The following is a 17,140-nucleotide window of genomic DNA, read 5'->3' on the forward strand; positions in this document are numbered from 1 at the left end:
CCAGCGAAAACGGATCGTCGAAAGCTCGACGATCCGTTGGGTATCCTCTGTTCAATCGACGGCAATTAGCCGTGAATTCGGCGGTGGATCACTTCTGGATCGATCGGAATCACTTTGGTTGTCGCCGAGTAGTCGGCGGTTAGCACGCTGCGATTCTTCTTTTGCTTCTTCAATTCGTACTGCACGATGTAGGCGCCGATCTGGACGCCGCCGGTGGTGTAAACCGGGGGCCACAGTTCTTCGGGGCGGCTCGAAAGCGTCTTGGCCAGCAGTCGCGTGCCGCGGCCCGAGTAACCGCCCAACGACATTTCAAGCCGTCCCTGCGATTCATGGTAGGCGTATAGCACGTAGGCCGGTTCCCAAGTGGTTTCGTCCCATTTGGCGCACTTCCACGAGCCGTCGGCCGTCTCGTAATAGAAGCCCGGCGTCTCCGGCGTTTCGGACTTCGACAACCGATTGCCGCCGCTGCATGACTCTGGATGCTCGACGTTCTTTTCTCGATGTCGAAGATAAATCGGCACAGCCCGATCGCTGGGCTTTTCGACTTCGTCCTGGCTGATGTACGGTTCGCAGTTAAAAATGCTGGCCATCGAAATCTCAACGACCGGATTGCTGCGGATACTCCCCAAACAGATCAGCGCCTTGTCACCTTGGGCGGCGTGGAAGTTTTGGTAAACCTCGTTGGCGCGAGCATGCACTTCTTCGTTGTCGGCCTGACCCGGCGCCCAGACCAGCGTTTGAAACAAGTCTTCTGGCTGCGGAATCGGCGCGTCAAAAATCTGCTCGCCCATCTCGTTCAGCATCACCGGCTCTGGCGGCCCATCGTGGCGATGGTATTTGGCCGTTCCGCCCAGCGTCGAAATGCCAGTCAGCAACTCTCCCTGCAAGATCGTGTCAGACGCAACCACCCAGGCGCCTTCGGGCCAGTTTTCGTCAGCACGCACGCCCAAGCACATCTCGATGCGGCGGCGACGAGCCAGCAATTCCCAAAAGTTCTCTGGCTCGACCGAAAATAACGAGCCTGGCAGTTGTCCAGCGTCGGCATATCCATGCTTGATCAGGAAGTCGCACAACTGCGACAGCGCTGACAGCGGAATATACTTCGCTTCGTTCTTTAATAGGGATGAGACCTGATGGCGATCAAGTCCCGTGTAGTCGCAAATCGCCTTGATCGTCCCCGGCCGCTTTTTAGGGTCGGGAGAGTGATTCAAAATTTCCGCGAGACGAAAGGAGAATTTCATCGACAAGCTCCTGCAGATTAAAGGCGAACAATCGATTCGCCGTGGGTGAGCGATAGCTCCAACGGGAAAAAAGGCTCACCTACATAATGTGCATTACTCCGCCATTGAAATCAACGGTAGAATCACCGCCTTTGAGCTAAAGTGCAAAAAATTCACGCCAAGCCTCCGCACAATCGTTTCACCGGTACCGGCAAATTTGCACTTAAGTAACGTATAGATCACTACTTGCGCGTCATTCTCCCTATCTCACCCACCGCTGCGGATTGTCGCTAATGTGCAACCCCTTTGGCAAGGCAATTCACGCAAGCTGCGCAATGCCGGCATAACCTCCGTCGAACCAGCCGCCACGCTTCCCTCCCCTGCACTTCACCAGAGCGGACCGGACAGCTCTCATTTTTTTTCGTCGCGCTGCTTTGTCCTGTCTGGTGAGCCTGTGTTTGGCTCCGATGCTCAATCATCGGACTTGATTGATAGGTGTTACATCTCTGCGGCGTACGAAGAGTCCCGCTGCTGTGCGGCGTTGGCTGGCGGCCGAAAGGCGATCAAGACGCAACACCCAGTCAGGGGCCCCCACCAAGCAGTTGCGGCTTCGCCTGCGGGCTGCCTACGCCAGGCAAGTCGCCGACAAAAAAACTGCCGTCCCTCGCGGAACGGCAGTCCTGTTTTCAGATCCTAGCTTGTCATGCAGCGGGCTAGTCAATGCGTCGTTTTAGCAAAATCGCATCTTCCACATTGTGATCTTCGCCCGGCTCGTACCCGACCGGAATCGAACGATCAATCAAGTAGAACGAACGATTCCGCGTGATCTCGCCGGTATCGCTTCCCAGCTCTTGCCCCAGCTGCCAACCATCGGGATGCACCGCACTGATGGTCGTTGGCTGAACTTCAAAGTAACCCAGCGTGATCCACACGGCGTAAACGTTTGACTGGGTGGTAGTGAGGTTATCCAGACGACGAATCCCCTGCAGGCGATTCGCAGCGCTGACCGTGGTGTCAGTGTAACGGGTGCTTGCGGTTGACGCTTGCACTTCAAACAGTGGATCGTCCGCATCACCGCTGTTCACAGTCGACGACGCGCCGCTGGAACTGACGAACAGCTTTTTCGAGCGAAGCGGGGTCGCATCGACGGCAGAAACTCGCATCACCTGATTGTAATCAGGATCGCTCATTCCGGCCGGATCTAGTCGCGGCATCATGCTAGCGGCTGCCGCCGGTCGGAACGGATTTGCGAACCACGACGGGAAGTCCCGTGCAGAGGAGTTGTAGCGATTGCCACCAGAACTACCGGCTCGGCTTTGACGAAAGTCAGTCCAAGTCGGAAAACCGACGTCGGTCGACTGGAAGAACGAAGGATCAAAGATCGCATTGTAGACCAGTTCGCTGCCGATCGTGTTCAAATTCACCTTGCCAGGATCGCGGAACTCACTCCGTTTGTTGAACGGAAAGCGAAGGTGATTCTTCAGATCGGTCGTACCGTTTGATCCCACTGCATAGTCGGCAGGATTGTAGTACTTCTGCGTACCAACAAATCGCGACGGAACCGTCAGATAATCAAGTATGCGATACATGTGGGCGCGACGCATTTCATCAGCGATCGATCCCAACCCTTGTTGGTTTCGCGAACTGTAGAAGTTCATCAGGCCACCGAATCGACCGTAATGATCTTTCGCTTGCTCGACGCCGGAGTTGGCGTCGTCCCCATACTGCTTGAGCGCCGGATCGTTCTTGTAAAGCGTGTACTCTAACGTCAGCCGCTGCGGTGCGCTCGACGGAACTAACATCAGATCATGCGCCGACATGAAGGCGCTATCGGGCCAGTAGAACAAGCCGAATGGCATATCGTTGGGGTTTCCGCCGGGGGCGCCAACGTACTCGGCGTTGATGCTGCCGCTGTTCATCGGCGAACCTAAACTGCGATTCAAATATCCCAGCGTGTGCTTTAGTGCACGGGGGAAATACTCCGTGTTCACAAAATGGGTCGTATCCATCGGCGTTGCGGGGGATGTAGCGGTATGTCCTTCGACCGAAGTCTTAGAAATCTCGCGGTTGCCCAACTCGGCGATGTTCGTTGCTGATTGAATCCAGCCGAGCACGTTGCCATCGGCGTTGCCGCTAAACGAATTTGACAGCCGAACGCCTCGCTGCAGCGAGCCGAATGAAATAGCATTGTCCTCTTCACTGCTGTCGTCATCCGGGTTTTCGACCCGCACGTTTGAGTCCTCGCCGTTATAAACCTGAAGGTCAAGCGACGTCCAGTCGACCGTGATGTACGGATTGTAGGCCGGATCGTAAGGGCGAGTCGGATCAGCTAGGCGTTGCAGCAGCAAACCCTTGAAGTCGTTGTAAGTCCCGGTTTCGGTGGCGTTCGCGTCTGCCAACGGCATTCCTGAAACGCTGTCGAGTGGCGAACCAGGCACAAAGTCGGTCAATCCGGAAGTCAATTTGTCGAACGGATTGGCTTGGCTGTAATGACCCAGTCGCAATGCCTCGCCATCCGGGTCAATCGGTTCCCGATAGAAATTTCCATCTTCCGGCATCGGTGCGGAAATATTCATTCCGACGTCGGCAGAAGCTCCCATCGCGACGATTTCATCTGGGTCGACTCCGTTCATCCAAGTGGATGGAGTTAGCGCCGTAAAAATTCCGGTCGTCACCGGCTTTATCACTCCCGTACCAGCCGGATAGTCATCGTCCGGGGTCACTGGGGTCGAATAGGTCACATTCAGCGTCCCAGCGCCCAATGTCAGCAAATGCGAACCGGGACGCGTAATCTGACTCGGATCCGATCCAGCGCCGTTATCCGGACGCGAACCGAAATAAGTCGTTGGCCGTGGTCCGGCCAAAAAGTAGCGATTCGGAGCGAGCGTCGGATTCGTCCCGCGGAACTTGAACGACTTGTCCTCCAACCACGACAGATCCTTGTCGTCGGTCGTCGAAGGCAACGCGGCATTGGTAAACCAAATCACTCGATCAATTAACAGGTCATCGTCGGATGCCTGACCGGCGTTGTAAACGTTGAACTTCGCTGGGTCAACCGCACCGGAAGACGGAGCTGGATCGCTCGGCTGGAACATCATCGAGTTGATGTTGTCGGCGGCGCCATTAACGCGAGCCAGCATTTTTTTGCTCGTATCCGCGTCAAATTTGGTCACGACCATGCGCCACACCGGAGCACCATTCGGGTCATTGGCTGCAAGCTTTCCAAGTTGCAATTGACCGTAAGTGGGACTGCCGGTGTTCACATCGTACAACTCGCCAGGCAATTTCTGATGGTTGCCCGGCATGTTGCGAGTCGCGTAAAGTTCGATGAAGGTCGAAGCTTCCGGAATGCGATACTGGTCGACATCCGAATCCATGTCAGCCAGATCTTCCAGAGACGAGTCGAACTTCGTATCGCGGACCCGCGTGTCGTGCGTGTTGAGAGTCTCGGTGATCAACAAATCTGGCTGCTCAGCGCCCCAGACAATGCGACGGTCGGTGTAAGCCATCGACGCTTCGTCGGTCAGCAGGTCGCCGTCAACCCCCCAGCCGTCCCACGGATTAACGTCATATTCAAAAGGCGTCATGATCGCATCGTTGTCGCGAAAATCGACAGCGTTAATCGCCCATTGGGCAATGCGGCGCACCGTCAGCTCATGGCGTTTGGGGGACAAAATCGATTCGTTTGTGGCATAGATCGGGAATTCGAAACCGGAATCATGCAGCAGCAGCGCCATGCAGAACAGATGACGTGCGTACAGTTGCTTCGGCAAAGTCGGCTCGAACTCTCTATCGTCCATTCCCGAATAGGTTCGCATCGGAACGTTCCGTCCATCGCCGCTTGTGAAATACGCGTTCGTAAAATCGTTCAAGTACCGCGGCGTATACGTAAATGGACTAGTGCCGATATTCGGCAACGTTATGTCCTTGTTAAACGCGTCGCCAGCAGTCTGCAGCGGCGTATTGAATAAGCGGTTCACGTCCATCGGCTCCCCTCGCAAAATCTCAAATGCAAGTACCGAACGTAGGACCCGTTGTCGATCGTCTTCCGTAGCGGCAGGCATTGCACGCAGGATTCGCTCACGCGCAAGGTCGACGATGGTTGGCATCGCACCATCGCCGCGATCTATATTGAGCAAGTTTGTCGGCGAGTTATCTCGCAAATCCAAGGGGACCGGCGGCGCTGGCAACGTCTTCATACTAAAGCTTTGGGTAGTCACTGCAGCGCGGTTGGCGACAGTGTTCAACATTATAGGCATCAGCGACTTTATGCGGCTCGACAAGTAGTTGCCGTCATAGTCGTTAAAGCGAGCAATCGCTTCCAGATCCCCCGGCGTGAATGGCGAGTCGCTTGATTGCGGCCGCACCAAGTTCAACTCGTACGGATCATCGACCACGTTCGTGATGCCTGGATACCCCATTGCCGTGATGGCCGGATTTCCCTTGTAGGCAATTGGAAAATCGACCGTGCGTGAACGCCCAGTGAAGTCAGTGTAGACAGTGCCCCGGTCTGCAATCAGTGGATAACTCCCAAACGATTCGCCGATCAACGACGAACCCCATGCGTTTGGCAAGCCAATCTCCGTATACTGCTCCAGCCGATCATTCCCTTGCCGGTCGGTTCCGTCGACGCCGGGTAAGCCGGAAACGTTCGTGCCGACGCCGCGATAGCGAGCATCTAGAATCTTGTATAACTCCTCCGCATTCGCGCCGAAGAGCGGGCGTAGATTGAGATCAGCGGGGCCATAACCGCGTCCAACGATCCGCCCGATCGCGTCCGATGCGCCAGCGGCATGCGTTGCCTGACTGTTCGGAATGGGATTGGTGCTGCTTAGCGTTGTGGTGGCCAGAGTATAGGTATTTGCCGTCGGATCGAGCGAGTCAAACCCGTTGAAGAACCCAGCCGCATTCAGGTTGAGCATTCCATCCTGATCGCGAACTAAAATTGCCGCTAATTTCTTGTAACGTCGACCATCTTGATCGGTGACGACCGGCAAACCCGGATCAATCCAAATGCTGTCGGGAATACCGTCTTTGTCGTTGTCGACGTCCCATTGCATTTCCGTCGTAGGCGATATCGTCGCTGGATTCATCACCGAACTCGGCGTATTGGTAATCGTTGTCCAATACAGCGAATTGCTTCCCGTAAAATTCGGATTGTCCTCTTTTAACGGGCGCAAAATGATTCGCCGCTTGAAAGTCACCATCGCGCGGCGGTGATCGTCCGTAAAGTCATTCTTGTCGACGATATCGTCGTCATCGCTCGTTCCCAAGATCCCGTCTTCGCCAAATGGCTGCAGAAACATCGCTTCTTGCTTGACCGGATCCATAAGCGCGTTGTATTCCGTCCATTCTCTCGCCAACCTCGACATCCAATAGCCGATCAGGTCTGGGCGATGGAACGAAGGGAGCACGTCTTGCGAAGAGCCAGGCGTTCCATTGTTGAAATAAAACGACAGCGCCATGTTCTGGTAGTCGGGCGCGTCCCACGGTTCATCCGCCCCTCCAGCATCGACAAATCGATCGTCTGCCAAAGTCGCCCCTTTGATCTTTCCATCCGCGGCGTAAGCCGCGAAGTTCGGCGCCAGTGCGATCGGAATGTCGATACCGATGTTGTTATCGCGATATTTCAAATCAAGCGACGCACCATTCGCATACTTCATTCCCGTCGGCGAAGTATCGTCGTAACCGAAGCCCGTTCCGCTAAACGGCCGACCGTTGATCAAAATCGTGTCACCTACCAATGGCAGCAACGAATTGTTGGCCGAAATGTTCAGGCTCGATGGCTTTTCGACCATCAGCCGCGCGGTGGAACCGTCGGTCGCGGTCGACTCGTAGCCAACGATGCGGAGACTTTGGTAACGGAGATTGCCGTCGAGATAGGTCAAAAGGCAGCTGTTGTAGTAGCCATCGACTGAAACAAAGTTCGAGCCAGGATCCGCCGTCACTGTCAACACGACAAAATCATCAGGGATTGTCGTGTCCGTTGCTTGGCTGGCGACGGTAACAATCGCGCCGCGGCGTGATTCACGACCATAGAGATCGCGCAGCAACTCGCTGCCGAGTAGCACGCTGGGCGTGCCGACCTTCGGTCCGCGCAGCAATTGCAATGCGACCGAGTCGGCGGTTTGTTGGGCCACATCGGCTTGCGTGAGATTGTTACGTCCGGCGTCGGCGGCGCGTTTGTATTGGGCGGCGGTCACGACAAACGTGACCCCGACCAACGCAAACAGCACGAGCACGCTAAGGACGACGAGCAAGATAGCCCCGCGCCGGGGCGTTTGCTTCCGATTCATGGGAATTACCTTTTTGCTTTCGCATGACGACGCCAGCCCCCGCAAAGCGTCGCCGTTATTCTGTCAAACGACCGTAATCCGGCCACTTCGATTGCTGGTTGGAAAAGTCTTGGTGAAAAGTAAGCCGCGAGTAGTTAAGGAGTCCAAGGAGAGCCCGTCTCCAAGCGGACCTTTTGTTCGTAAACGCCGACTACATTTTCCATGTAGATGGCTTGCTCTGGCGCTAGGTCAGTTGCGGCGCCCGTTGTTCCATCAGGATCGGCGCTGTACCAATCCGGGCCATCAATCGATAACCGTAGATTGTATGAGACCGGCATTGTGGAGGTATTCTCTTCGATCTCATCCATCGCGACGATGCGATACCATTTGACGAGATCCCCTTGGTAGTAATCGACCCCTGAATTTCTCAATACAATCCGCCGCGTCAAACAAATCCAATCGCCGGTTTTCATATCTAATAAATCAGAGTTAGTCGACGAAATTTGAATTTCGCCAGTGGTCCCGCCGCCGCTGATGAACGAACCAGGAATGACGCTCAGCACACGTTCGTTCAACGAGTACCGGGACGGATCGCTGGCATAGCTGGTCGAAGTGGGAAAATCCAATTCTGTCGGAATGTCGCCGGCCCGGTTGTGAAAAATGATGGTCGACATCGCATATAGATCGGTCTCTGGCTGTACTGTTGCTTGCGTCGCTGAGTCAAAGGGAGGAGCCACATTTGTGGAGAGGTTGATCGAAGTCTGAGAAGGCTCCGGCACCAACATGATCGCCCAGCTATAAGTCCCCAGCGACTGACGACGAACTGGATAATCGCCCGACGCGAATGTGCGATTAAAAAAGCGTTGCTGCAGCGGATCTTCGCGATCTTTGGGACGAATATAGCCTCCCGAGTCCCCGACTCCGTAATCGTCGTTGGAGACGAACGCCAGCTCGGCGCGGCTCTTCATAAACGGGAAGCTTGCGTTAAATGCTCCTAGCGACAACCGTCGCATTTGGACCAAGCCCGACGTACTGGCCGGATAGGCAGGATTTTGATACGGAAAGAACTTCCGCGGATCATTGATCGGCGGCATCGTTCCAAATTCGGAAATATCGAAACCAAACATCATCGGATCAATCAAGTACGGCTGACGCACCGGCAGCGCGGATGATCGAAAGGTCGCCGTGTACGATCCCAACTGAGAAGTCGGATCCATCCAAGCACTGGGATTCAAAAGTCCGCGTACTCTCGCTTCACGCGGCAAACGGCGGCCGGCGCTGGCGATCCGATCACTGCGCGTTCCTCGTTCGGCCAAATGGCTGCCGAGAGGAATCAGCGCGATTAAACCGAGGATCCCCAGCATCACGACCATCGTCGACATCAACACTTCAACAAGCGTGATACCTTGGGGGCGATTTCGTTTTAGTTGCATGGTTATCTTCATTACGTCACGTTTGTCTTCGATTATCGGCCCGAGATGTTCTGAGCCTGCTTCGCGAATCGACGAGTCGCCGCGAGAATCTCTGCGTCTGTCGTCGCCGCTGTAAATCCGCTGACCGCCGCATTGTTAGACGTTGCGACGTTGCCCGTCAGACGGTTGATCGAAATCCACATTGCCTCGGGGTCGGCCAGGTTGCTGCCATCCTCTGGCGGATCGAGTCCACAGAGATTCGCAAACGACTTTGTGGATGGTGTCGACGCTGCGAGCCATTCGGTGACCGAGATCACTTTTTCGTAGCGGCCGATCAGCAAATTGATATTGCCAGTCGGCAACGTCCGCCCTGCGACCACTTTGGTCGCGGTGGAATTGCTTAAATCTTGCGCGTAAAATGCGTCCACACTCCCCTGAGGCCCAAACATCACCTTCGGGAACTCTTCGGAGGTAACCGTGGTCGAACCCGGAAAGACCGACGTCATCTCTTGTCCGGTGGTTCCCATGCCCGAAAACCGCAAATCAATGCAGACACCCGTCGGAATTTGCAGAGGCGTCACACTATTACGCTGCGGTTGGCGATAAATCTTGAAAATGGTCGAGGGAATCGGCGACAGCGGTGTTGCAGAGTCATTGATCCACGGTAGCGGAGCAGGTTGATCTACGTCCCACTTAATATAGACCGACCGTTGACTTGCCGCGACTGCATCGACTTGCGTCACTCGGTAAGGCTGATTGCTATACCCGAGAAAGATCACATCGTTGACTTGTAGAAAATTGTTATCGTAAAGTAGCGAAGCATCGTTAACGTTGAACAGCAACCGCGCAGTCCGACCGCCGAACAGCAGCGACGGTTTTTCGGTCACCTGGCAAGTAGTCGATGTGTTGTCACCCGAATAGGGAGGCGGAGTTTCGACCATGAAGAGCGTCAAAGCGGCCTGCGCTTCGTTCGGTCGATTGCCAACAAACTCGACACCGACAGAACGCCCAAGCTCTAAAGCTCTCGTGCGAGCTCCAGCAATGTAGGCGTTCACTTGACGAGACGCTTCACGCTGCTTCTTGCCGCGTGCGCCAGTCCGCGCCGCCGTCGCCGCGATGCCGAGCAAGATCGACAACAACGTAACGACGACCAGCAGTTCGACCAGAGTCACGCCGCGACGATCTTGATTAGTAGAGTCTATTCGTCGGATCATGGCGAGTTACCTCCGACAATCAAGTAATGATTGCTGATGTTGTCGATGGAGTTGTCGTAGCCGTCGCCGTTGATATCAAAGGTAACGCCCACTCCAAATCGTCCGTTGTTATCGGGATCGATCAGGGTAGTGGTCGACGTATTTCGGTACGGATCAATGGGCGATGTGACGTATTGAACTGGTCCTAAGGCCCCGGATGTGACATACAAGAGTCCGCGACCTTCGTCGCCATCGGTGGTTGCCGATTCATCACCACCGATATCAAACATCCCATCCTTGCCCGCTGAAACGATCAACGGCGTCATGTTGAAATGCAAAAAAGTTGATGGCGCTGCGATATCCGAATCTAACGGGTGATACCGCGGCTGAATGCTAGTCCCGATCGTGACAGTCGGTGTGCGAGTGCGCAATGGATCAAACGAGTCGTAGACGCGAATATCTTGCAACGAGCTCTCAAAGCCGACATAACCTTGCGGCCAACGTAAAAAGACAATCGGATTGCCCCAACCATCTAGGACTTCGGGGACGCCATCCCCGTCAGTGTCTCCTACTTCGCTGTCATGTAGAAAATCGAGCGCACTCGTTTCCCCATCGGTAATCGACGCCAACACGAGATAGAGACACTCGGCATGTTGATTCTCAGAAGTCCAGGCATTGTACGCGTCAAACCAGTTTGACTTGCCTGTGAAAGCCATCACCGCGCGTTGGTTGCGTGCATAAATTGCCGAATAGCTGCCTGCAGGCATGGTGGTATAACCTACTCCCAGATCGGATTTGCGATCAGGCATTTCCTGAACCATCAGTGCGCGAATGTTATCGACCCGCGCCCCTTGGATTTCGCGTGCGGATAATTTCATGTCGCCATTCTTATCGAATCTGGAGAGATCCGACGGGGTCCCTGTCGGCCGAGGAGTCCGTCGAGTTCGGTAGCTCTCATACCGAGTCATGATGAACTCGTTGAGCTTGGTGATTTGGCCGCGGGTGCGGGCTTCGCGGGCTGATTCTCCGGCGCCGGCTAGGGCGATCAGGACCATGCCCGAGAGGAGGCCGAGGATCATCACGACGACCAACATTTCGACCAGCGTAAATCCGCGGCGAGCAGCAGTCCGCCCGCGGCGGTTGTTTCGCGCGTGGTTACGCAGCATTATTCAGGCTCCTTGTTACGCAGCGGCCCCTGAGCAAAGTTGGTGATGTTGTCGCGATCGTCGGTGGTGTAAGGGACTGCTGTAAGAGGTGAAATCGAAGCGCCAGCTAAGCCGCCAGGATAAACCTTTACATCGCTGGCATCCACATAATCGCCATAAAGTCCATCGATTCCGCCAGCGATTAGCTGAAAAGACTCTGGGTTAGCGAAGCCAGATGTACTACCAAGTACTTGATAGTACGGACGCGCTTGACCAACATTTGTAAACCCAGGCGATGTCGCCGGATTAAATGGAAAACGAGCAACAGAATTGCTAGACCCAATGTAACTCGATGCATTAAAATATACGTACGGGACGTCAATGCCGGATGGATAGTACTCCAACCAGCCGTCATCATCGAGATCTTTTAAACGTTCTACGCTGAAGTCAAATAGTTTTTTTCGATCGCCGTCACCACTTAAGGGGTGCTCTACATCGGAGCTAAATCCGCACAAGAACAAAACAAGTGATTCAGGAGGATCCAAACTGCCGAGTGCAAGATCCTTACCACTAACAGCCACTCCGGCACCAACTAATCTGTTCGCATCCACTGACCCCGCCGTAAATGTCGCTGCTGCCCTATGTGCGGCATCATTTGTAGTATCACTATCATTAAACGTTGGCGCTAAATACGATTCTGACATCCGTGGAAAACGTTTTCGCATAAACGACTTCAATGCTTGCAACTTGGCAAGCTGCATTTTATCCGGATCCGCAATCACTCCGTCGTATACTCCGGAGTTCCCATCGGGCGGGAAGGCCCCGTAATCATTCTTGAACAGCTTCAGCGCTGACTCCATCTGAGCCAGCTCCGCCGTGATCGCGCCTTCTTTCACGCGTCCCACCGCCGCCGGGATGGCGACCAGGGCTAAGCCGGCCAGGACGCCGATGATGGTGATCACGACCAGCAGTTCGACGAGCGTAAACCCGCGCCGTGTGAATCCGCGCCTGGTGAATCCATGCTGTGTTGCAAGTGCCCGAGTCTTCATGGCGAACCTTTCCTGGTAAACGCGTCGGCCTGGCTGCCGCGGTTCGTAGTAAGTGGTTGTGTCGGTTGGGTGTTGCACGGTAGCGGCGGCTGGCAAGCGCCGCTACCGATGGCGATAAGGTTTACGACAGGTTTTGAATCAAGCTGACCAGCGGCAGGAAGAGCGAGACGACGATAAAGCCGACCGAGATGCCGAGGAACACGATCAAGATCGGCTCTAGCAGCTTGGTCAAGGATTCGGTCATCACGCTGACGTCCTCGTCGTAGGTGTCGGCGACTTTGAACAGCATCGTATCGAGTTCGCCGGTCTCTTCACCCACGTCGATCATGTTGGTCACAAACAGTTCGACAACGCGGCGTTTCATTCGCATGAAGTACCACAGGGCGCCGCAAGCGGCGGTAATGCCGATGGCGGTCGGAGCGTACTGGGCGACGTCGCCTGGCACGATCCACAGCGCGGCGGCCGGCAGCGACGGGAACAGCATCCACAGGAACAGGGCGATCGGGTGGAACGGAGCGCGACAGTTTTCTTCCATCGGCTTGAAGATCGATTCGCCCTCTTTGATGGACTCTGACACGTTGTGATACATCTTCTCGAACAGCGCGTGCCCTGACGTATCGCGGGCAATGTTCAAGCATTCTAAGATCGGCACGCCGGACGCGATCAGCGTCCCTAGGGTCCGCGTGGTGCGAGCCAGGATGTTTTTCTCTTGCAAGCTGCCGGCGATGGGGATGTTGAGGAAGAACAAGTCCCAGCCCATGCGACCTTGTTTGAATTTGCGGAGCAGTTTGACAAACAACACGATCGCCATGGGAATGAGCGGAATGACATACCAATAGTTGACGATCGCCGTCGACATGGTGATCAGCAGCTGCGTGGGGGGCGGCAAGGTTAACTCGAAGTCGTCAAAGATCTGCTTAAACACCGGCACGATCTTGATCATGATGAAGGTCAAAATACCAACCGCCACCGTGATGACCACCGCCGGGTAGATCATCGCCCCTTTGACCTTGCGTTTGAGGTCTTCGTCTCGCTCCATGAAGTCGGCAAGACGCAGCAAGATGACTTCGAGGGCGCCGCCTGCTTCGCCGGCTTTGATCATGTTGACGTACAGGCGATTGAAGCACTTGGGGCACTTCGACATGGCTTCGGACAAACCGGCGCCAGACTCAATGTCTTCGCAGACGTCCATCAGCGAGTTTTTCAAACGCCCGGGCTTGGACTGTTTCTCTAAGATCTTCAAGCTGCGCAAGATCGGCAGACCGGCGTTTTGCAGAATGGCCAACTGCCGCGTGAAGGTGGTCAGATGCCGGCTGCTGACGCCGCCGATGGCGAAGGTGCGGCCCCCTTTGCTTCCCTTTTTGCCAGTGGCCGCCGCCCGCGCTTTCTTTTCAGAAATGCGCGTGATGAAGTAGCCCATCTGGCGTATAGTGGCCACCGCTTCATCTTCGGTCGGCGCATCAATCACATCGCGGATCTCCTGACCCTCGGTGTCCATCGCTTCGAATTGATAGGTAGGCATGGTCTTTTCCCGCGTGCAGCCTGGATTGTCGAGCGGCGCGGCTGGTCGCGTCGGTCGAAGGATGTTGGCGGCAGGCGATTATTTCGCACTGTCGCTTTGATTAGGTGAATTCAACGTGTTTTGTTGTTTAATTTTTTTTGGTGTCGCGGCGATTTCGCTGCGTGCACACTTGATGACGCACTACGCTTCAAGCACGGTTTCTCGGACGACTTCTTCCACCGAGGTCAAACCGTCGTAAGCCAAGTTCAATCCGGCGTCGCGCAGAGTCGTCATCCCCATGGTGCGCGCCACTTCACGAATCTCGTCGGTCGACGCGTTCCGCATGATCATATCGCGGATATCGTCGTTCATAATCAGCAGCTCATACAGGCCGATGCGCCCTTTGTAGCCGGTGCTGTTGCAGGCATCGCAGCCGGTTCCTTTGTAGAACTTGCGGCCTGACAGTTCTTCGGGGGTCATCTTGAGCTCAAACAACATGTCGTCGCTGGGCTCTGATTCTTCGCGGCATTGACTGCAGATTCTTCGCACTAGTCGTTGAGCTAAAATAGCTTCGACCGTTGCGGTGATCATAAACGTCGGAATGCCCATGTCCTTCAAACGAGTAACGGTCGAAGGAGCATCATTGGTATGCAGCGTACTGAAGACCAAGTGCCCGGTTAGCGACGCTTGGATCGCGATCTCGGCGGTCTCTTTGTCACGAATCTCACCCACCAAGATGGTGTCAGGGTCTTGTCGCAAAATGGCGCGCAAGCAGTTGGCGAACGAGTTGCCGATATCGGCATCGATCGGAATTTGTACGATGCCGTCAATGTCATACTCGACCGGCTCTTCGGTCGTGATGATCTTTTCGGTGACTTCATTCAGCTCGCTGAGCGCGGAGTAAAGCGTGGTCGTTTTTCCGGATCCGGTCGGGCCGGTCACCAACACAATGCCGTTGGGACGTTCCATCACCACGCGGAACTCTTGCAACGTTTTCGGCTGCATGCCGACTTTCTCTAGATCGAGCGACACCACGCTACGATCAAGGAGCCGCATCACGACGCTTTCGCCAAACATGGTCGGCAGCACCGAAACACGCAAGTCGACCGGGTGCCCGCCGACGGTCAGCTCGATGCGACCGTCTTGCGGCATGCGCCGTTCGGCAATGTCGAGATCGGCCATGACTTTGATGCGAGTGGTAATCGCAAAGGCCAAGTGGCGCGGCGGCGGAACCATTTCAAAGAGGACGCCATCGGCTTTGACGCGGATGCGGAATTCATCTTCAAACGGCTCAAAGTGAATGTCGCTGGCGTGATCTTTGATCGCCATCAGCAGCACCATGTTCAGCAGCTTACGAACCGGAGCGCTGTCGGCCAGGGCTTCGGCGTCGCTGATATCGATTGGCCCGTCGCCCATCAGCGAGGCGGCGGCCTTCGCCAGATCGGCGTCTCCTTCGAGATCATGGACCAGACTTTCAAAGCTTTCTGTATCTTGCGAGTAATAGCGATCGAGCGTTTTTTGAATGTCGCGTTCGGTCGCTACGACCACGCGGATTGTGTAGCCCAAAAACTGCCGCAGCTCGTCTTGGGTTGACAAGTTTTGCGGCTCGCAGGTGGCGACCGACAGCTCGTTCATCTCTTCGTCAAACGAGACCGGAATCACTTTGTACAGTTGGGCCATCGGCTCGGTGACGCGCGACAGCAGATCGCCTGCGATCGAGACGTCGTCGAGACTGACGACCTGCATCCCTAATTGTTCGGCCAACGCTTGAACCAGCTGATCATCCGTGATCAGGTTCAAATCTTCGGCAATTTTACCGATCGGCTGATGCTCGGCTTGCTGCTCTTGCTCTTCGAGCAATAGCACCAGCTGTTCATCGCTGATGAACCCTAAGTCGACCAGAATCTGTCCCAGGCGTCGAATCGCCATTGATAAGTCCTTGCTTCTACTTAGCTGCTTCTGTGTTGTGTTTCATCTTAGCGCTTTTGTTTCTCGTTTGGTCCGAACTGCTGCTTAGTGAGCAGAAGCTTCGACCGCTTCGTCTTGTTCCAAGCCTCGCCTGGCGTCGGCGATTCGCTTGGCCAGGTCGGCAGGATGCTGTGCTTTGGCAAGCACTTCTTCTTGCGAGACCTTCTCTGCTTTCCACAAGTTGTAAAGCGAGTCATCCATCAAGATCATCCCATGCTTGGCGCCGGTCTGGATCATCGATGGGATCCGGAACACCTTGTTCTCTCGAATCAAGTTTTTGATACCCGAGGTGCAGTTCAGCAGCTCGTAAGCGGCGCAACGACCGCCGCCGATCTTGGGGCAAAGCGTTTGCGACAACACGCCGATCAAACCTTCGCCCAACTGCGTGCGGATCTGGTCCTGCTGATTGGTTGGGAACACGTCGATAATACGGTTGATCGTACCGGCGGCGCTGTTGGTATGGAGCGTGCCGAACACGACGTGCCCGGTTTCGGCCGCGGTGATCGCCGCTTCGATCGTTTCTAAGTCGCGCAACTCACCCACCAGAATCACGTCCGGGTCTTGGCGTAAAGCGCGGCGAATCGCTTCGGCGAAGCTGGGGACGTCGACCCCGACTTCACGCTGATTGACCGTCGATTTTTTGTGGTAGTGATAAAATTCGATCGGGTCTTCGATCGTGATGATATGGTGATCGATGGTCTCGTTGATGTTGTTGATCACGCTCGCCAGCGTGGTGCTTTTTCCAGAACCGGTCGGCCCGGTCACCAAGAAGAGCCCGCGAGGACGCTTGCACAACTCGATCACCTTGTCCGGCAATCCCAGTTGCTGCGGCGTCAACATGTCGTTTGGAATCTGACGCAACACCATCGAGATGTTGCCGCGTTGGCGGAAAATCGAAACGCGGAAACGGGCCAACTCGCCAAACGCAAAACCAAAGTCGGCGCTGCCTGATTCTTGAAGTTCACGCTGACAACGCTCCGGCGTGATGCTTTTCATCAGCGAAACGGTGTCTTCAGGTGTGAGCGATTTTGTGTCGAGCTGCCGCATTCGGCCATGCAAGCGAAACACCGGCGGCTGTCCGACGGTTATATGAATATCGCTCGCGCCTTGCTTTACGGCGGCTTGCAACAGTTTGTCGATCAGAACCGTGGCCATACGAATCCTTTAACGCATTCAACGAGAAGACGTATTACCCCCAGCAGTGGGAGCAATTACATAACGCCAGCAAACGCAACCGGATGCTCCCAAGGGAGGTACGCCGATTGACGTGTTTGATTGGTATTGGAATGAATCACCGCCAACGACATCCACAACGGATGTCGCGTTGTCGTGCGATTCGCTCTGTTCCGTGATGAGGGATATTTGATAAGTATTAGG

At 55.1% G+C, this 17,140-nt stretch carries 9 protein-coding genes; all 9 read right to left on the minus strand.

Features of this window, described 5'->3' with window-relative positions; genetic code table 11:
- Nucleotides 1-65: 65 nt before the first annotated feature.
- The 9 genes from SH421x_RS19215 to SH421x_RS19255 all read right to left on the minus strand — a co-directional run bounded on the left by SH421x_RS19215 (nt 66) and on the right by SH421x_RS19255 (nt 16,918).
- On the minus strand, nt 66-1,241 hold the full coding sequence (locus SH421x_RS19215; RefSeq protein WP_488851531.1) for a helix-turn-helix domain-containing protein: 1,176 nt from the start codon (nt 1,239-1,241) through the stop codon (nt 66-68).
- A 692-nt stretch (nt 1,242-1,933) separates the two neighbouring features.
- Nucleotides 1,934-7,516, minus strand: a complete 5,583-nt coding sequence (locus SH421x_RS19220) for a hypothetical protein (RefSeq protein ID WP_488851533.1) — start codon at nt 7,514-7,516, stop codon at nt 1,934-1,936.
- A gap of 134 nt (nt 7,517-7,650) precedes the next feature.
- The gene (locus SH421x_RS19225; RefSeq protein WP_488851535.1) at nt 7,651-8,928 is read right to left on the minus strand and encodes a type IV pilus modification PilV family protein; all 1,278 of its coding nucleotides are present in this window, start codon (nt 8,926-8,928) and stop codon (nt 7,651-7,653) included.
- 32 nt (nt 8,929-8,960) lie between these two features.
- A complete protein-coding gene (locus SH421x_RS19230) occupies nt 8,961-10,121 on the minus strand; it encodes a prepilin-type N-terminal cleavage/methylation domain-containing protein (protein WP_488851537.1) in 1,161 nt (386 codons plus the stop codon).
- Nucleotides 10,118-11,266 (minus strand): type II secretion system protein, encoded by a 1,149-nt coding sequence (locus SH421x_RS19235; RefSeq protein ID WP_488851539.1) that lies wholly within the window; start codon nt 11,264-11,266, stop codon nt 10,118-10,120. The genes SH421x_RS19230 and SH421x_RS19235 overlap by 4 nt, the downstream gene beginning before the upstream one ends.
- On the minus strand, nt 11,266-12,294 hold the full coding sequence (locus tag SH421x_RS19240; RefSeq protein WP_488851541.1) for a type II secretion system protein: 1,029 nt from the start codon (nt 12,292-12,294) through the stop codon (nt 11,266-11,268). The genes SH421x_RS19235 and SH421x_RS19240 overlap by 1 nt, the downstream gene beginning before the upstream one ends.
- Before the next feature lie 121 nt (nt 12,295-12,415).
- Nucleotides 12,416-13,816, minus strand: a complete 1,401-nt coding sequence (locus tag SH421x_RS19245) for a type II secretion system F family protein (RefSeq protein ID WP_488851543.1) — start codon at nt 13,814-13,816, stop codon at nt 12,416-12,418.
- A 180-nt stretch (nt 13,817-13,996) separates the two neighbouring features.
- A complete protein-coding gene (locus tag SH421x_RS19250; RefSeq protein ID WP_488851545.1) occupies nt 13,997-15,724 on the minus strand; it encodes a GspE/PulE family protein in 1,728 nt (575 codons plus the stop codon).
- A gap of 84 nt (nt 15,725-15,808) precedes the next feature.
- Nucleotides 15,809-16,918, minus strand: a complete 1,110-nt coding sequence (locus SH421x_RS19255) for a type IV pilus twitching motility protein PilT (RefSeq protein ID WP_488851547.1) — start codon at nt 16,916-16,918, stop codon at nt 15,809-15,811.
- Nucleotides 16,919-17,140: the final 222 nt, after the last annotated feature.

It is taken from the genome of Blastopirellula sp. SH421, assembly GCF_057808535.1.